An 18,532-nucleotide genomic window follows, 5' to 3' on the forward strand; every position below is an offset into this window, starting at 1 on the left:
GTGAACGGATGAAGGAGAAGTCAGGATGTTGCGAACTTTGGAAAGCCTCTACGGAAACCCCGTTGCAGCCCGGGACGGGGAGATTGGCAGCATCGACCAGGTCTATTTCGATGACGAGGCATGGGGAGTACGTTATCTTGTGGTGGAAACCGGAGGCTGGATGAATAAGCGAAAGGTACTGATTTCGCCGTATTCATTTAAGCATCCGGAGACGGGTTCGAGCGCGATCGCGGTCGACCTGACACGACAACAGATAAACGACAGTCCCGATATCGACACGGATAAGCCGGTATCGCGTCAGCATGAGACTGAATACCTCGGTTACTACGGATATCCGACCTATTGGGGCGGCGCATATCTTTGGGGCGTTGGGGCTTATCCCGGATACGGGTCGATGGTATCGAGCATCGGGATGGAGTCGGCGGTGCGTATCCGGCACGAGCAGGAAGCTGACAGCGCATCTGCAGACGTTCATCTTCGAAGCTCGAAGGCCGTCATGGGCTATCACATCGAGGCCGGTGACGGCCGCATCGGCCATGTCTGCGGCTTCATCTTCGACGACGTAGCCTGGGCGATTCGTTATCTGATCGTTGATACGAAAAACTGGTGGCCCGGTAGCAAGCAGGTGCTGCTCGCAGCGCAATGGATTGAACAGATCGACTGGATCGGCTCTACCGTTTCTACCAGACTCACGTGTGAGGCGATCAAAGGTAGCCCAACTTACGATGGCGATTCTCCGCTGGATCGTAGCTATGAAGCAAGCCTCTATAAGCATTATGGGAAAGACGGATACTGGTCTAATGACGCGATACCTTCCTAGGCGCGCAGGCATACAAGGCGACGGGGACTCAACCTGTTCATAGGAGCAACCTAATGCTGCGAAGCATTGACAGTCTTCACGGATACGCGGTCGCGGCACTTGATGGAGACATCGGAACCGTCGAACAGGCGTATTTTGATGACGAGGTTTGGGGGATACGATATCTGGTTGTTGATGTCGGAAACTGGATCGGCGAACGAAAGGTGCTGATTTCACCGTATTCGATCAAAAAGTCGGACCTGGACTCGGGTGCCGTGAACGTTGATCTTACACGGCAACAGGTGAGGGACAGCCCGGATATCGATACAGATAAGCCGGTGTCTCGTCAGTATGAAACAAGCCACCTCCTTTACTACGGCTATCCGAGGTACTGGGGCAGTGCGAACTTGTGGGGGCCTGGTGCCTATCCCGCGTTCCCGGGGTCGACCGACGCGCCGCGCTTTGACCCGGAGGGGCGTGCGGACGGGAGGTCAGATCCAGATCGACCGGCCGATATTCACCTGCGCAGTACTGCTGCAGTGAGCGGTTGTCGTGTCAGGGCCGTGGACGGCAATATTGGTCATGTTTGCGGTTTCATTTTTGACGATACTGCGTGGGTAATCCGGTACCTCAGCGTTGATACGCGGAACTGGTGGCCGGGTGGCAGTAAGGTTTTACTTTCAACCCAATGGATTCGCCAGACCAACTGGTTCGACTCCACTGTCACAACAGAACTCACGTGCGAAGCGATAAGGAGCAGTCCCGCTTATGACGAGGCGGCTCCGCTCGCCCGAAGCTATGAAAAAGCGCTGCACGGATTTTACGGAAAGGATAAGTATTGGTCAGAGGATGATACTGAAGCGCTGCTAGCTCACCTCGGCGAGGTTGCCCCTTAGCTGAACGTGATTGAGACGTTTCCCTCCGTAATGGGACCCCGAAGTGGTTGTGCTGTGGCGCCAGTACGGCAGCATACCGACCTTCAACGCCGCTGCGTGCACACTAGTCTTTGACTCGGAAGCTCCCCTTTTCCAAGTCTAAATAATAGCCGTGCACGAGACGATCAAACCGGATTTTCCGCGTCAACGACCTCCTTTTTCAGAGGTACACTCGCCATGAATCCGATTACCTTACTTTTGTCCACTTTGTTCATGGTGGCGGCTATTGCAGCGGCGGCATTCATGAATGTATATATGGCGATCTCTCCATTTCTAGTCGCGATTTTCATCACCATGTCGGTGAAAGTTGCTAATGTCTGGCAAAAATTCGTGATCTTATGTGTCGGTAAGCTGAAGAGCGTAAAAGGGGCGGGATTCTTCATGATTATTCCCATTCTGGACACGGTAGTTGCAGTTATAGACGAACGCATACAAACAACTGCGTTTAACGCGGAACAGGCGCTGACGGAGGATACAGTGCCGGTCAATGTCGACGCGATAATCTTCTGGCACGTATGCGACGCGCAGAAAGCGGCGCTCTCCATTACGGACTACCGCCAGGCGATTGATCGCGTAGCGCAGACGACGTTGCGCGAGTTGATCGGATCATCGATGCTTTCGACTTTACTTTCGGATCGGACTGCGGCGGATGCACACCTGCGTGACGAGATCGGCGGGTAGACGGCGGAGTGGGGCATCGCAGTCGGCTCAGTCGAGATTCGTGATGTCGCTATCCCGGAAGCTTTACAGGACGCGATGTCGCGCCAGGCGCAGGCCGAGCGCGAAAAGCAGGCTCGTGTGATCCTCGGCTCGGCGGAAGCCGCCATCGCTTCAAATTTCGTCGAAGCTGCGCGAGTATATGAAAGTCAGCCGGGAGCGTTGCAACTGCGCGCAATGAACATTATTTACGAGACAACCAAAGAGCGCGGTGCGACGATCCTCCTGCCAAGCTCCATGGTGGATAGTCTCAATCCTGCCCTCGCGCTGGCGATCTCCGGGCATGAACTTCCGTCAGCACCATTAGTTACGCCGTTAAAGACCGCCGCATAGAACTTCGATCATGAGGCGATGCGTGAATGGATCTGGAACCTCCGAACCACCCCGGATCTCGTAGAGATGTTGTATTCGCGCTGAAGCGCTCGCGAGGTAGTTCGCCTGGTAACGCTGTCGAGTTTTCAAGGCGCCGAAGGACACATGTACGAGCTTACGCATGGCAGCGCCAAGCACCGACATTGTGGACTTCCCACGCGCCGTGAAGCGCTGACACGCAACCCGCAGCGCCGAGGCCAGATGAGTGGAGTTGGGTCGAGAGGTCACTCTGTCAGGATCGAGGCAAATTTTTCGGCGTCGCTGGGTCATTGTGTGGCCGGACTGCGATTCTGTCCAAACAACCTTGGTCTGCGTGTTCAGCATGGGGAAAAATCATTTCAACGGCGCGTAGCGCACGTGAGAGGAACTCGTTGTGCTGTTGCTTCGCTCGAAGGGTCTGTGCTTTCAGGCTGCCTGGTTTGGGACATTAAGCCTCATTGGACCACGATCCTCTACATTCAGCGCAGCAGCTGGACCGGACGAGGGCGGTCTGGCGCACATAGACAGTTGCCGATTCGGAGGGCTGAGATGTGGACTGATTGAGCGGAGGAAGTCTCGGTTCCAGGGCCGTATCGTAGCGGTGAGCTTACGCGATTCATGAACTCAACCGGTAGCCGCGGCACGTCGTACGGCGGGGGCCATGGAACGCTGAGACAGGGCTGCGTAGGCCTCAACATAGTGCTGCGCCATCACCTTGGCGCTGAATCGGCATTCGAACTGCGCGCGGATTTCAGCGCGCGACAGTTCGTCGAGGCGCTTCAGTGCGCAAATCGCACCGTTGATATCTTCGCAGATGTAACCAGTCAGGCCATGATCGATGACTTCTGACACGGAGCCACGATTAAATGCAATCACCGGTGTGCCGCACGCCATCGCCTCAATCATCACCAGGCCGAACGGTTCGGGCCAGTCGATTGGAAACAGCAGTGCTTTGGCACCGGACAGAAACTCTGCTTTCTGATCCTCGGCGATTTCACCGATGAATTCGATATCGGGTAGGGAAAGGAACGGTTCGATTTTTGCCTTGAAGTAGTCGTAGTCAACCTTGTCCACCTTGGCTGCAATCTTTAACGGCATCCTGCTCTCTACCGCGATTGTGATGGCTGCATCGATGCCCTTTTCGGGGGAGACACGTCCCAGAAAGGCGAGGTATGCAGGCTTTGTCAAGTTGGTCGGCCTCAGCAAATCCTCCGGCAGGCCGTGATAGATCGTGTTGAGCCAGTTCGCCTGCGGTAGGGGCAGGCGTTGGGAGTCGGAGATGGAGATGACTGGCGCTGCCGGGAATGCCTTGAATACGGGTTGTAGTTCCGGGAGATCGAGGCGTCCATGAAGCGTCGTCAGGAATGGGACGTCGATCTCGGAAAACAGCGAGAACGGCAGATAGCCGAGGTGGCTGTGGAGTACATCGAACTCGTCGGCGACCTGCCTTACCCTTTCCAACAGAACCACATGCGGCGCCATTGCGTCGAGTATCGTCGAGTCGAGGCGCAATGCTCGTGGCCAGACTGCCTCAAGGGTGGCCTTCGTGCGAGAGTCTCCGGTAGCGAACAGCGTCACCTCATGCCCCAGGTCAACAAGTGCATCGGTGAGGTAAGAAACCACGCGTTCGGTACCGCCGTAAAGCAGAGGAGGCACTGCCTCGTGCAGTGGCGCTATTTGTGCGATTCTCATCGATAACTCTCCAGGCAAACCCACTATGTATGGCGACACGTCCGCTCGCCGGAATTCAATTCTCGATGCTGGACGTTGCGCAGATAGCCTGTCCTCCGTGTTGGTCGGCCTTCGGACTTGAATGATGGTTATTTTCACTCCGCCTGAGTGTCCTACATAGCAAGCAATCGGTCTGTACGCTAGCGGGCAAGCTCCGCCTTAAGAGAAGAGCGCCGTCTTTTCTCAGATGACCGTACTATTCAAGATGAAGCTCCGATGGAACGCGTGTTTCGCCGATGAGGATGCTGGGCAACGAACGGGTTCTACGCCAACGTTACGATGAATCGATCAACGTTGATTGCCTGCCCTCGGTCTGAGTAGTTTCCGACCCTATCGTTACTGTCTGTGCGCCAGTAGTCTGCCTACCTATATGGTGAAGTCCGTCTTGTGGACGACGATTGAATCCGTGCTGGAAGAATTCGCTTCCTCGACCTCCGTCCACAAAGGTTCTCAATCATGCATATAAACGAGTCTCTAACGCCTAACGCAGAGGTGACACGAGAGCTCTCCCCAGTCATTTTCGACGTTGACGGACTGCTGCTGGCTTCGTCTCACGAGCGCGCATGGCGCGAAGCCCTTGACGACCCTCGCGAGAACGCGCGCTTTAACACCAGGATGTACCAATCGCAGGTGGCGGGTAGGCCGCGCTTGAGCGGCGCATTGGCCGGCCCTGTGGGCATTGGGAGTGCCCAATGCCGAACACTTCGCGTCCGTCCATGCGCAGGCAAAGCAGCGGCGCGCCGAGCAAGTGATTGAAGCGGGCGCGATGACCGCCTTCCCTGATGCGATCCGGTTGGTCGTAGCGGGAAGGGCGCTCGGATGGCCTGTTACGGCGGCGTCCTCGTTGAAGGATGCCAACGCCATGATGCGGAAGATTCGCCGAGACGTGGGGCTCTCTTTATTTGATGCGTTCGGGGCTAAAGTCTGCTGTCGCGATTTGCCGCAGGGCGAGCCGAACCCCGAAATTTTGCTGCTCGCAGCAAAAGAGCTGTTGGAAACGCCGAGGAGCTGTTTCGTGATGGAAGACGCGCCAACTGGTATCGAAGCTGCCCGCGCTGGGGGTATGGCGGCGCTTGTCGTGGCACGCCTTGCTGACGCTGGTCTTCTATCCGCTGTCGGTGCCACGCTTATCGTGACCACTCGCGATGAAGTCGTTATCGATCAATCGTCTAAGGGCCGGCTCCGCCGGAAAGCGCCATGACAACCCCGCAGAGTATGGACCAGACACTGACGCCAACCAGCAATCGCGACTGGATCATGGAGGAGGGCGGCTACGATCCACTGCGCGAAACGAGCCGGGGAGCGCGTTTTGCCATCAGCAACGGCTTTCTGGGCGTGCGAGGTGCGCGGGCAATTCATCGCGGCGGTCGCTGGGTAGACACGTCGCGTACGCTGGTTGCGGGGCTGTTTGATACGCCGGATGACGAACAGGCAATACCAGGGCTTGTCGCTACCCCCGACTGGCTTCAGGTGCATATATTGCTGGATAGCGAGCCGCTCGTGCACCGACCCGGCGACGGGGATTCGCAGCGACGAATTCTCGACATGAGGCGGGGTACGCTAATTACCGAGGACCGTCTTTCGAACTCGGCAGGCGTAGGCGTGCGGCTGCGCAGTGCGCACATCGTCTCGCTCGGCCAACGCTCAATCGGCCTGCAACTCCTCGAGTTGGAGATCGAGCAGGCAGGGATCGAGGTCACACTCAACGCGTCTTTCGAGAGCCTGAATATCGGGCTCAAGTCTGAACGGATCGAATCCGGGTTGGGCATATGGCACGCGATCTCTACCGGCAAGCATCTTGCGATTGCTGCGGGGTTGACGCTGCAGTTCGAGGGGCGGGATGTTCCCGCTACCTGTTCTGCACCGTTCGCATGGTCTTGGACCTGGAAATCCCAACGAGGACAGATCGGTTCGCTGGAGCGTCTGGTCTCCATCACGCGGGGCGATATGGAAAGCGTCGACTCGAGCCAGGAAGCGCAAGCTGCGCTTGGCGTCGCACGTAAGCTGGGTTGGTCTGGTGTCATGGCGGCTCATGAGGAGGCATGGGCGGCCCGTTGGGACGCCAGCGATGTCGAGATAGAGGGAGATCCCGCCGCACAGCAGGCGGTGCGGTTCGCGATCTACCACCTGAACGGAGCGGCAAACCCCGCCGACGAGCGTGTCTCGATTGCCGCACGCGCGTTGACCGGCGACGACTATCGGGGACACGTGTTCTGGGACACGGAGATCTATCTGCTTCCGTTCTACATTCTGACCTGGCCGGAAGCGGCCCGGGCGCTGCTGATGTACCGCTTTCGCACGCTTGACGGCGCGCGGTCAAAGGCCACCGGAATGGGTTGCAAAGGAGCGCTTTACGCATGGGAATCCGCTGACACGGGCGCCGAGGTATCCCCATCGAAGGTTATCGGCCCGGATCGTAAAGTTGTCGACGTGCGGTGTGGCAAGGAGGAGCAGCACATCAGCGCAGACGTCGCCTACGCGGTCTGGCAGTACTGGCTGGCGACTGGCGACGAGATTTTTCTTCGCGAGGCCGGCGCGGAGATCCTCTTCGAGACCGCGCGTTTCTGGTCAAGCCGCGCAAAGGCAGACGCTGACGGTCACTGGCATATCCGATGTGTGATCGGTCCCGACGAATATCATGAGTCGATTGACGATAACGCATTTACCAATGTCATGGCACGCTGGAACATTCGACGCGCGCTAGACACCAGCGCGTTATTGCGCGAGTGCTGGCCCCAAACTTGGGAAAATCTCTCGGGTCGTATCGGGTTGGATGAGGGCGAGCTGAAGCAATGGCGCATCATTGCCGACATGGTGGTGACGGGCTTTGATTCATCGACCGGACTTTTCGAACAATTTGCAGGTTTTTTTGCGCTCGAAGACATCGATCTCGGCAACTATGTGGGGCGTTCAGTCCCTATGGATGTGGTGCTCGGCCGCGAGCGCACCCAAAAGTCGCAAGTGATCAAGCAGGCAGACGTCGTGGCGCTGCTGGCGCTTCTTCCGGACGAGTTCAACGGCGACTCGGACGCGAAGAACTTCGACTACTATGCCAAACGCTGTGGTCACGGGAGTTCGTTGAGCCGTGCCATGCATGGAATCGTCGCCGCCCGGCTTGGACAAAGCGAGGTCGCAATGGATTTTTTCAGTGGGACGGCGGCAATCGACCTTGACGATAGCGAGGCTGCCATCGATGGTGGCGTGCACATAGCGGGTTTGGGTGGGATATGGCTCATGGCCGTATACGGTTTTGCCGGCCTATCGTTTAACGCCGATCACCTCAGTCTGGACCCCAGACTTCCGCCAGGTTGGAAAAGGCTTGTGTTCAGGGTGCAGTGGCGCGGCCGACGTCTCCACCTCGGGATTACACGGGCCATGGCAAGTCTCGAGGTCACTCTGGAAGGGGGGCAGCCAATGAAACTCGTCGTCAGCGATAGAGAGTTTCGGCTCAACTCTTCGGAAACCCTCCGCATCTCAATTGACCCGGAAGATCGCGAGGCACCGCGTCAGAATCCGCCAGCCGATGTGCCTGAGACGGTCGCCCGTTAACATTCGCGATTCTTTAGGCTTCAATTGGATAACTGGGCGCTCCAATATTTATCTATTTTCTGACTCTGCTGCTGGAAATTCCCGTGCGCTGCGAATCCGTTTTTCTTGACCTCGGGAGCCGCGTCCATCTTGCCTTTGGTCGTATCGAGCACCAGCATGGTGACCCCCTCGGTTGCCTTGAAATCAGCCCATGGCACGGGAACATTTTTTTCGTCAATTCCAAACATACCGCCTCGACCTACTACAAGATACGCAATCTTGCCTGTCTGCGGACTCAGGACAATGTCGTTGATGCTTCCAAGATCCTCACTCTGCAGGTTGACCACGCTGGTGCCAATCAATTCGGCGGACCGGAAAGAGTTGCCATCACCTGCGACGGGTTGGGCACTTGCGATCTGGCGAATCCTCCAATCCGGCGTGCCACCCGCCGAACGATCAGCGTGGCCCATATCTGCCGAGTAACCTTTGTAGATCGCGCGGCTCGCCGTCAGTAACGACTCGCAATCCTGTTGTTCGCCACGTCGGGCGAGTATGTTGGCCGATGTCATCAGCGTTCGTACTTCGTAAGCGGGGCGAGCTGACCGGTAGGAACCGTCGGGCGGAAGACCGTTTGGAGTGCTGCCGCGGCTTGGTGGCAACGTGTCCGGTTCGCCGGTGCCGTAGCCGTAGCCGTACATCGGTGACCCATCGCCATAGCCGAAGCCGTAACCGCCCCCGCGTAGCCAATAACCGTTCTTTCTCATCTGGCTGTCGAAAGCGCGCAGATCGTTCAAACATTTTTGCGCCGGCTTCATGTCCGGCCTCGAGGTGCTTGCGCTTTTCTGGATTGGTGCGGCGCTGGCATCTGACAGCTGTGCGGCGAGTAGCGAACCAGAGAAGACCACGCACGCGCAAGCTGTCACTGACATAGCCAGTGTCGGGCGGCGAGCGAGTGCCGATTCTTTTATGCTGTACATGGTGCAAACCTCCTTGCTTCGGTTAGAAAAGTATCGTAAGGAGCGCCTCCATGAATCGCGTCAACCGAACCAAGGCGGAGACACACCCGACCGGCGGTATGTCGTCTTTCGGATCGCAGGCGGCGGTCTGTCGAAACGTTCGCTTTTTATAGCGTCGAGGCAAACCAACGGGACGAGGATACTGTCTCACGTAAGGCGCGTTTGGTCTGTACGTTAGTGTGCAGTGACATCCGGCAGCCCGGTACACAGACTCATTGCATGAAGGTGGCATCGCCGATTAATGCTATGAAGTTACGTCAGATTGGATGCCTTGCCAGTGATTTTCGCGCCTGGGCGAAAGTGCCTGTCATGATTCGAATACTGCATCACAGCGGTTTCTCCGCCAGGTCCGTCTACCCTGTCTTCTCCCGAAGGAAATTCGTCGCTATGGGTTTCCCTTCATCACGGACTGTCCGGTAGTGGACAGAACTCGCCCTTGGAAAAGCGGATCATTCAAGTGTGGATGTTTCTGCCACCATGGTTTGATCTGTCGATCTGCCAGCCATTTGCACGAGAGCGGAAAGTCCTCGCGCAGCAGAGCCGATTGAAGTTTCTCATATGTTGTGCCCCGGTTACCAGGGAACTCCCCTTCACACCGTTGCCTTGCAGTTTGCTGAATACGAAGGAGATACAAATGTCACATTATTACTGGAACGACTGGTATTTTGGCTGGGGATGGTTTTTGTGGTTCGCCGTGTTCATGCTGATTTTTTCAAGCTTCGGGAATTGGGGCTATACCTATCGCGCTCACAGAAACTATGGGCAGCAGCCACGTAAGCAGGCCCTCGATATTCTCAATGAGAGGTACGCCCGCGGAGACATAGAGCTGGCCGAATACAACGCAATGAAGTCAGAGATGGCCAAGATATAAGGCAGTAGAAACCGTGAGCTCGCCGTGACCAAAACGTCCGCTGCAACGCTTCGTGGTTCGGGCTGAAAGTTTCAAGGGCGGAGATCGATCGCCGCTCGCTACCAACACCGGAAGCCGCAATCATGAAAGCACAGACGTTGACGCCTGAACAGATCAGAGGCTTGGATTGTTACTGGCGCGCTGCCAATTATCTGTCGGTCGGTCAGATCTATCTTTATGACAATCCATTGCTTCGGGAACCGCTCAACCTGTCGCACGTCAAGCCGCTGGTGGTTGGCCATTGGGGGACCGTTCCGGGCCAGAACTTTATCTATGTGCATCTGAATCGCATCATCAAGAAATACGATCTGAACATGTTCTACGTCGCGGGGCCTGGGCACGGAGGTGCGGCACTCGTCGGCAATGTCTACCTTGAAGGAACGTGGAGTGAAGTTTATCCAGAGATCACCCAGGACGAGGCTGGCCTCAAGAAGCTGTTCACACAATTTTCATGGCCCGGCGGCATTTCCAGTCATGTCGCGCCGACGACCCCAGGATCGATTCACGAAGGTGGCGAACTTGGCTATTCGTTAAGCCATGCATTTGGAGCCGTGTTCGACAATCCCGGGCTGATTGCCGCTTGTATAGTCGGCGACGGCGAGGCGGAGACGGGACCGCTAGCGACGGCGTGGCAATCCAACAAACTGCTCGATCCGATCACCGACGGTGTGGTTCTGCCGATCTTGCACCTCAATGGCTACAAGATAAGCAATCCGACCGTGCTAGCTCGCATTGGACATGAGGAACTGGACCAGTTCTTTCGTGGCTGTGGATGGACGCCTTACTTCGTTGAGGGAGACGAGCCGGAGAAGATGCACGAGCTCATGGCCACGACCCTGGAAAAGGTCGTCAATAACATTGAGGAAATCCAGAGGCATGCGCGGGAAACGAACGACGTCGCACGTCCGAGCTGGCCGATGATCGTTCTCAGGTCCCCGAAGGGGTGGACCGGACCCAAGGTCATTGACGGATTGCAGATCGAAGGCACTTTCCGGTCGCACCAGGTTCCGCTACTGGTGGATTCGGAGCATCCTGGTCATGTCGAGTTGCTCGAAAGCTGGATGAAAAGCTATAAGCCCGAGGAACTGTTCGACGAAGGTGGCCGACTCATACCAGAAGTGGCTGAACTCGCGCCGAAAGGGGACCGGCGAATGGGTTCAAACCCGCATGCCAACGGTGGCCTGCTATTACGTGACTTAAGAATGCCGGATTTTCGTGTGCATGCCGTCGGCATTCCTGCGCCCGGTGCCGTCAACGCACAAGATACGCTAGTGCTCGGAAAATTTCTGCGTGACGTGGCAAGTCTGAATGAGGACCAACGCAACTTCCGCGTGGTGGGGCCCGATGAAACACTGTCGAACCTGCTTGGCTCTGTCTTTGAGGTAACCAAACGACAGTGGGACGCGCGTCAGCTGAGCAGTGACGAATTTCTCGCGCCTTCCGGTGGCGTGCTGGACTCGATGCTCAGCGAGCATCAATGCGAAGGATGGCTGGAAGGCTACCTGCTAACCGGAAGACATGGACTATTCAACAGCTATGAAGCGTTCATCCGTATTATCGACTCGATGTTCAGCCAGCACGCTAAATGGTTGAAAGTCACCCGGGAACTGCCATGGCGTCGCCCGATCGCCTCGCTAAACTATCTACTCGCCTCGCATGTCTGGCAGCAGGACCACAATGGTTTCACGCACCAGGACCCCGGGTTTATCGATCATGTAATCAACAAGAAGGCTGACATCGTTCGCGTTTATCTGCCGCCTGACGCGAACTGCCTGTTGTCTGTGGTCGATCACTGTCTGCGCAGTCGCAACTATGTCAATGTGGTGGTGGCCGGCAAACATGCGCTGCCTCAATGGCTCACGATGGAGGCGGCCGTCGTGCATTGCACGGAAGGCGTGGGCATCTGGCAATGGGCGAGCAACGATCAGGACGTCGAGCCAGATGTTGTAATGGCCTGCTGCGGCGACACACCTACGCTGGAAATTCTCGCCGCCGTTTCCATACTTCGTGAGCATCTGCCCGAGCTCAAGATTCGCGTTGTCAACGTGGTCGATCTGATGAAGCTTCAGTCTTGTACTGAGCACCCGCACGGTTTGAGCGATCAGGACTACGACTCGCTGTTTACGAAAGACAGGCACATCATATTTGGCTTTCATGGGTACCCTTGGCTGGTGCACCGGCTGACATATCGCAGGACCAACCGCAACCTGCACGTCCGCGGATACAAGGAGGAGGGCACCATCACGACGGCCTTCGACATGCGCGTGCAGAATGACCTGGACCGATTTCATCTGGTGCAGGATGTGATCGATCGCGTGTCTGGTCTGGGGTCGAAAGGTGCGTACCTGAAACAGCAGATGCAAGACAAGCTTATCGAGCATAAGCATTACATCGATAGACACGGACTGGACATGCCGGAGATATGCAACTGGAAATGGCAAGGATGAAATGGTGATCTTCCGCTGTTCGATCTGGATCATGTCCCCGGATTAACCTGCGGTATTCAGAGGATATTTTCACCCCCCCAAACGGTTATTCGCCCTCCAATAAGGAGCACCGAAAATGTTGAGAAGTATTGAGAGTATCTATGGATGTACGGTTGCTGCGCTTGATGGCGATATCGGAACAGTCGAGCAGGCATATTTCGACGACGAGGCGTGGGGTGTACGTTATCTCGTGGTCGGGACGGGAAGCTGGATCAATGAACGAAAGGTACTGATTTCGCCGTATTCGATCAAGCACTGGGAACCAGGTTCGGGCGTCGTGCACGTTGATCTCGCCCGTCAGCAGATCAAGGACAGTCCGGATATCGACACGAAGATCCCTGTGTCACGGCAGCACGAAAGTCAATATCTGAACTACTACGGGTATCCGAGATATTGGGCGGGGGCATCTCTGTGGGGGGCGGACGGGCGTCCGGACTTCGGCGTCAGAGACTCCGAAACTGCCGTTGCAGCGGAAGCACGCGCGCGACTCGATTGGGAAGCCTATGACCCGCCCGCCGACGTTCATCTACGCAGCACGAAAGCAGTGACGGGGTATCACATTGAGGCTGTCGACGGCAACATCGGTCACGTTTCGGGCTTCATCTTCGACGATGCAGTGTGGGTTATCCGCTACCTGACTGTCGATACCCGGAATTGGTGGCCTGGTGGCAAGGAAGTGCTGTTAGCGACGAAATGGATTGAACTCGTCGATTGGATTGGATCCGCCGTTTCTACCACACTCACCCGTGCAGAAATCAAAAATAGCCCTCCACGAGACGAATCCATTCCGCCGGACCGCGCGCATGAAGTGATGCTTCATCAACACTATGGCAAGGATGGGTATTGGTCGGAGGACAACACCGGTATGCAGATTTCGCAGAAGGTCGGGTCGCGCGAGTTCACCGCGATACTTAAGCTGGATGGCAGCGTTATTCTGAAAGAGGGAAACTGGGAGGTATCCCGCTTTACCCTCAATGCGGCCGTTCCGATGTTTGCAGAAAATCACGATGGGCCGGCGATGCTCGATGCCACAATCGCGCAATTGCTGTGTTCTCTTATATTGGGATATGCCCGGGTAACTTGACAGTTTCTGACGGCGGAATAGGCGGGTCGGGATGCCGCAAGTCCGGGTGGTTGACGACAAATACCGCCGCGCGTCGTTATCCCAAAGGCATCACTTCGCCGTCGGCGAGTCGGCTCAAGTCGATGGAACCCGGGTAAGCGCGCGATTTCGCACACCTAGCTTCCGTTATTGATAAGGCTCACGATTGCGTCCGCAACCCAACTTTGCGGACGCAATCCATGACAGAAGATGACCTGAGCTTTTTGCCTTTGCGTGTGACGCGTGTTGGTGTCGGCGGCAAGCGAAGCTTCGACCCGGCGGACAAACGACGGCTGATCGAAGCCTGTCTGCGGCCAGGCGCCTCACTATCGGGCCTCGCCCTTAAGGCTGGCGTGAATGCCAACCAGTTGCATAAATGGGTCCAGGCGCGTGAACGCTCCGGGCCCCCGATCGGGCACAACGAGCCAGTCGCGTCGTCGGCGTTTGTTTCGGTGGTCGCGATCGACGGGCCGACAACGGTCATGGCGGCCGCGCCCGCGTCGCACCGCGCCACCAGAGCAGAATCATCCTGCGTTTCGCCACGCTCAACACGAGCGGCACGGCTGTCGGCTCATCTGCCCAACGGCGTGAAGCTTGAGCTCGAATGTTCATCTGACGACGTGGCAATCGTAAATGCGATAGTTGTCGCATTGGGAGCGCGCTGATGTTCCGCTTCGAGGCGGACCTGACGGTCTTCCTGCATCGCGAACCGATCGACTTCCGGGCCGGCATCAATAGTCTCGTGACGCTCGTCGAGCAGTCCATGCAGCTCGATCCGTTTGCGCGCGCTGTGTTCGCCTTCCACAACCGCAAACGCAACCGGGTCAAACTGCTGTTCTACGATCGCAACGGTTTCTGGATGATGTTGAGGCGCCTCGAGGAAGACCACTTCGTATGGCCACGCCGGCAGCAGACCGTAGTCAAGCTGACGAGCGAGCAGTTGCACTGGCTCCTGGAGGGCATCGACATTGATGCTGTGCGCCGCCACCCGGTACGGTCGTACCATCACGCCAGCTGAGCGTTGGGCGTCGCAGGTCAGCATCAGCCGGCCAGCCTGTTACAAATTCCCGTAAACCCATCGCGGGCGACACTTCGCTATCGTGGGGGCATGAACGAAGACGAATTCTCCCGATTGCCTCCGGCCGCCCGGGCCTATATCCGTGAACTCGAGGCACGAAACCAGCAACTGGGCGAACGGATTGCCCAACTGGAGGAGCAGTTCCGTCTGGCGCAGAGCAAGCGCTTCGCGCCGAGCAGCGAGAAGCTCCGGGATCGCGTCTTCGACGAGGCCGAACAGATCGCCGCCACCGAACCCGACGATGATACCGACGGTACCGAAGACACGTTCGCACTGCCCGATACTGGCCTGCCGGATGCACCTGGACCGGCGCGAAGCAGGCCCGGACGCAAACCGCTGCCGGCACACCTGCCACGCCAGCGCATCGAATACGACCTGCCGGAAGACCAGAAGGTCTGTCCGTGCTGCGCGCAAGCGCTGCACCGCATGGGCGAAGAGGTCAGCGAACAGTTGCATATCGAGGTGAAGGCATCGGTGCTGCAGCACGTGCGCTTCAAGTACGCGTGCCGCCACTGCGAACGTCATGCCGAGCGTACGCCGGTGATCACCGCACCGATGCCAGCGCAGCCGTTACCGGGCAGCAATGCCAGTGCGGCGATGATCGCCACCGTCACAGCGGGGAAGTACGTCGACGGTACGCCGCTGTACCGGATGGCCCACGCGCTGGCTCGCGCGGACATCGAAGTAGGACGCGGCACGCTGGCGAACTGGATCATCCGGCCCGCAGAGCTGCACTACAGCCGGCTGTACGACGCACTGCGCAGGACACTGCTGTCGCAGCCGCTGATCCACGGTGACGAGACAACAGTGCAGGTGCTCAAGGAGCCCGGCAAGACCGCGCAAAGCACATCGTATATGTGGGTGTACCGCAGTGCTGAAGACTGTCCGGAACCGGTGGTGCTGTTCGACTACCAGCCGGGGCGCGGGCAGGAACATCCCCAGGCGTTCCTCGCCGGCTACGAAGGTCTCCTGATGACCGACGGCTATGCCGCCTGGCGCACACTCGAAGGCGCGACGCACTTCGGCTGTCTGGCGCACGCCCGCCGGGTCTTCGTCGACGCCCTCAAGGGCATGAAGAAACCCGGCGGTCGTGCCGCGCAGGCACTGGAGTACTTCAAGGCGCTGTATCAGGTCGAGACGCTGGCCAAAGACGATCTGCCGGAAGGCGAAACACGGGACGCCTACACGTACCGGCTGCGCCAGCAACACAGCGTACCGCTGCTGGCGTCCCTGAAGGCGTGGCTCGACGAACAGGCCCCACAGGTCCTGCCCGAGAGCCTGCTGGGAAAGGCGATCAGTTATACGCGTAACCAATGGGATTACCTGAGCCGCTACGTCACCGATGGGCGCGCCCCCGTGGACAATAACGTGATCGAGCGCGACATCCGACCCTTCTGCACAGGGAGAAAGGCCTGGCTCTTTGCAGACACGGTCGCCGGTGCGAAGGCGAGCGCCATGATCTACAGCCTGATGCTCACGTGCCGGGCGTGCGACGTCGAACCTTATGCATATCTCTTGCATGTGCTCACCGAGCTGCCGCAAAGGCCGCCCGAAGCAGACATCACCGATCTTCTGCCGTTCAACTTCGCGATGCGACCCACTTCGACGCGAACATCCGCTTGACGCGATTCGTGTCGGTTTCCAGGCAGCGCACAGCATAGGTCCCGGCACGCAGCACGGCAGGCGCGGTCGATTGCGACGCCAGGCGATAATCGAATTCTGTCTGCGTCCAATACGATGCTTTGCACGAATCCATGACCAAGTCCTACACCATCTACACACTTCACGCGCAGATCCGTGACATCGAACCGCCCGTCTGGCGACGGATCCACGTCGACGGCAACATCACCTTGCGCAAGCTGCATCACATCCTGCAAGCCGCGTTTGGGTGGACTGACTCGCATTTGCATGACTTTGAGATCGACGGGCGGACTTACGCGATGGGCGACAACGACAACATGCTCGATCTGTTTGCTGAAGATCCCGAAATGCTGGATGACCGCAAGGCGCGGTTATACCGGCTTGCATACCCGGGACACCGGTTCCTCTATCGATATGACTTTGGCGATGACTGGCATCATGACATTCACGTGGAAGAGGTCACTCAAACGGACCATGAGCCGCACAGCGAGGCGTGGATTGGTGCTGGAGAACGTGCCTGTCCGCCCGAGGACGTGGGTGGCACGAACGGATATGCAGAGATGTTGCGCGTTCTAAGCGTCGACCCAGATGGCGACGAAGCGACGCGGTACAGAACATGGGCGGGAGACGACTTCGATGCCGAACTGTTCGACCGACGGGCAGCCAATGCGACGCTGCTGCGCATGGCGTGGAACAACTGGGGCAAAAAGTAGACAGGCTTGAACCCCTGTTCTCCGCCGCATCTGACGATCCGGTGTGCTTTAACTAGCGCTTACGAACCCGGCACACCACCTTCGGCGCGCGCCATTTCCGACGGCACGAGAGACTCGGCAAATGGGACGAGCGTCGTCAATATCGGGCGTCGGTCGTCTGGTGTCGAGACATGCGGCGGCCACTGCTTGAGACTTCCGCGAGCTTCGGATCCAGTCTGTCCGCGATGCGCTCAGGTCTGAGTAGTTTCCGATTCTTTCGACCTGATCCCACAGCAACTATGATCGAATCATCGGCTGTGCGACGGCACTCTAGCCCGTCTGGCGATCAATGCGGCAACAAGGAGACGGAACAAATGAAACGCTTGATTCTGTTAAGTTCCGTGTCTGCGTCCGTCTGCCTCGGGCTGGCAGGCCAGGTGCTTGCCACTCAGCCTCTGACGCTCGACACGACAAGCGCCGCGCCCCCCGATGGGATGGATGTTGCATTCGCAAAGCCTGCGGGGCAATGCCTGCGGGATCTGAGCGCCTTCAGCAATCAGATGGCGAAAGACGGCTACTGGGTGGGCGGGTCTCAATACGCCTATGGCTATCCGGCCGGCGGTTTGGGGTACGGGTGGTACGGGCACACAGGGGGCGACAAGCCGCAGTCGGCTGCTAACGCCTACCGGAACGCCCGGCCGGGATACAACGTCCGCGTTCTCATGGCCTCTGCCACCATACTTGCCCGACATGGTCAGGAGCAGTCATGTGAAAAGCTGCTTGGCACCACCCGCGAGTTATACAAAAGCTATGTGATTGATCAGCACAGTGGGAGAGCGGCACTGGCAGACCCACCGGAATGGCAACAGCGGCAGCTCGCCGCCGCAAAGCCGGTCGCAGGCCAGAATATCGCATTCCGCTCAGATGAGTTGCTCGGAACGGAGGTGCGCAATCCGCGGAACGAACCTCTTGGCAGCATTGATGATCTTGTGATGAGCCCTCAGACGGGCAAGATCGCGTATCTGGTAATCGGCCGTGGTGGTGTGTTTGGAATCGACGAAAAATATGTTCCGGTTCCGTGGGAGGACTTCAAGGCGACGCCGAACGTGAGTCTGCTCGTACTGGACACCACCAGGAGCGCCATGGATGCCGCACCTCAGGTAAAAAATGACCAGTTCAAGATTGGTGGACATTTCGATCAGGAGAGTCAAACGGTGGACGCTTACTGGAACGCAACCCTGTCGAAAACGGGGCAATAGCCGATCATACCGTCGCTCCGATCGTGCGCCGATTCACCATACAGGCGCCTTATGGCCTTTAAGCCGCGTTCGGATATCACGGCGTTGGCGTCGCCAGTTGGGCGATTCACAGCGTATTTTTTCCTGCAGTGAGGGAAGCCTTCATCGGAAAATGTGATGCCTCTGCCTCATAACAAGTCGTACGACACCCACGAGGTGGGTGAACCAACTTATTAAACTGCTTTGCTGTCATCGCGGCTTTTCGCCATTCTTGATGGTTTCCGAGCGCATGTAGAGGGAGTGAGACT

General features: G+C 57.5%; 14 protein-coding genes and 2 pseudogenes. 13 read left to right on the top strand and 3 right to left on the bottom strand.

Going from position 1 to position 18,532, the window contains the following annotated elements; genetic code table 11:
• The first annotated feature begins 25 nt into the window (after positions 1-25).
• From HWY05_RS25870 to HWY05_RS25880, 3 genes and pseudogenes are all read left to right on the top strand, one after another.
• On the top strand, positions 26-820 hold the full coding sequence (locus HWY05_RS25870; RefSeq protein WP_176060064.1) for a PRC-barrel domain-containing protein: 795 nt from the start codon (positions 26-28) through the stop codon (positions 818-820).
• Between the two features lie 53 nt (positions 821-873).
• Complete coding sequence (locus tag HWY05_RS25875) at positions 874-1,695, top strand: PRC-barrel domain-containing protein (RefSeq protein WP_035553119.1); 822 nt, start codon at positions 874-876, stop codon at positions 1,693-1,695.
• A gap of 216 nt (positions 1,696-1,911) precedes the next feature.
• Positions 1,912-2,784: pseudogene (locus HWY05_RS25880) on the top strand (slipin family protein).
• A gap of 96 nt (positions 2,785-2,880) precedes the next feature.
• On the opposite strand, the pseudogene HWY05_RS38420 reads toward HWY05_RS25880, so the two are convergent.
• Positions 2,881-2,979 (bottom strand): annotated as a pseudogene (locus tag HWY05_RS38420) (IS110 family transposase); the annotation flags it as partial.
• 447 nt (positions 2,980-3,426) lie between these two features.
• On the bottom strand, positions 3,427-4,494 hold the full coding sequence (locus HWY05_RS25885) for a glycosyltransferase family 4 protein (RefSeq protein WP_035553117.1): 1,068 nt from the start codon (positions 4,492-4,494) through the stop codon (positions 3,427-3,429).
• Between the two features lie 724 nt (positions 4,495-5,218).
• On the opposite strand from HWY05_RS25885, the gene HWY05_RS25890 reads away from it, so the two are divergent.
• Both HWY05_RS25890 and HWY05_RS25895 read left to right on the top strand, forming a co-directional pair.
• Positions 5,219-5,734, top strand: a complete 516-nt coding sequence (locus HWY05_RS25890) for an HAD-IA family hydrolase (protein ID WP_208459111.1) — start codon at positions 5,219-5,221, stop codon at positions 5,732-5,734.
• Positions 5,731-8,082: a glycosyl hydrolase family 65 protein gene (locus tag HWY05_RS25895; protein WP_244146697.1), complete on the top strand. Its 2,352-nt coding sequence runs from the start codon at positions 5,731-5,733 to the stop codon at positions 8,080-8,082. The genes HWY05_RS25890 and HWY05_RS25895 overlap by 4 nt, the downstream gene beginning before the upstream one ends.
• A 20-nt stretch (positions 8,083-8,102) precedes the next feature.
• On the opposite strand, the gene HWY05_RS25900 is transcribed toward HWY05_RS25895, so the two are convergent.
• Complete coding sequence (locus HWY05_RS25900) at positions 8,103-9,038, bottom strand: PRC-barrel domain-containing protein (protein ID WP_176060065.1); 936 nt, start codon at positions 9,036-9,038, stop codon at positions 8,103-8,105.
• 673 nt (positions 9,039-9,711) lie between these two features.
• On the opposite strand from HWY05_RS25900, the gene HWY05_RS25905 reads away from it, so the two are divergent.
• From HWY05_RS25905 to HWY05_RS25940, 8 genes are all read left to right on the top strand, one after another.
• Complete coding sequence (locus tag HWY05_RS25905; protein ID WP_035553114.1) at positions 9,712-9,948, top strand: SHOCT domain-containing protein; 237 nt, start codon at positions 9,712-9,714, stop codon at positions 9,946-9,948.
• Between the two features lie 119 nt (positions 9,949-10,067).
• Positions 10,068-12,434, top strand: a complete 2,367-nt coding sequence (locus tag HWY05_RS25910) for a phosphoketolase family protein (protein WP_279614184.1) — start codon at positions 10,068-10,070, stop codon at positions 12,432-12,434.
• 115 nt (positions 12,435-12,549) lie between these two features.
• Positions 12,550-13,557, top strand: coding sequence for a PRC-barrel domain-containing protein (locus tag HWY05_RS25915; protein WP_347880812.1), 1,008 nt, complete (start codon positions 12,550-12,552; stop codon positions 13,555-13,557).
• Between the two features lie 218 nt (positions 13,558-13,775).
• On the top strand, positions 13,776-14,240 hold the full coding sequence (locus HWY05_RS25920; protein ID WP_176060067.1) for a transposase: 465 nt from the start codon (positions 13,776-13,778) through the stop codon (positions 14,238-14,240).
• A complete protein-coding gene (gene tnpB / locus HWY05_RS25925; RefSeq protein WP_062170938.1) occupies positions 14,240-14,593 on the top strand; it encodes an IS66 family insertion sequence element accessory protein TnpB in 354 nt (117 codons plus the stop codon). Before HWY05_RS25920 ends, tnpB begins: the two co-directional genes overlap by 1 nt.
• A gap of 90 nt (positions 14,594-14,683) precedes the next feature.
• Positions 14,684-16,276 (top strand): IS66 family transposase, encoded by a 1,593-nt coding sequence (locus HWY05_RS25930; RefSeq protein WP_176060068.1) that lies wholly within the window; start codon positions 14,684-14,686, stop codon positions 16,274-16,276.
• A 131-nt stretch (positions 16,277-16,407) separates the two neighbouring features.
• Positions 16,408-17,007, top strand: a complete 600-nt coding sequence (locus HWY05_RS25935; RefSeq protein ID WP_176060069.1) for a plasmid pRiA4b ORF-3 family protein — start codon at positions 16,408-16,410, stop codon at positions 17,005-17,007.
• A gap of 353 nt (positions 17,008-17,360) precedes the next feature.
• Positions 17,361-18,245, top strand: coding sequence for a PRC-barrel domain-containing protein (locus tag HWY05_RS25940; protein ID WP_176060070.1), 885 nt, complete (start codon positions 17,361-17,363; stop codon positions 18,243-18,245).
• The last annotated feature ends 287 nt before the right edge of the window (positions 18,246-18,532 follow it).

Source organism: Paraburkholderia sp. BCC1876 (genome assembly GCF_902833695.1).
GTDB lineage: Bacteria > Pseudomonadota > Gammaproteobacteria > Burkholderiales > Burkholderiaceae > Paraburkholderia.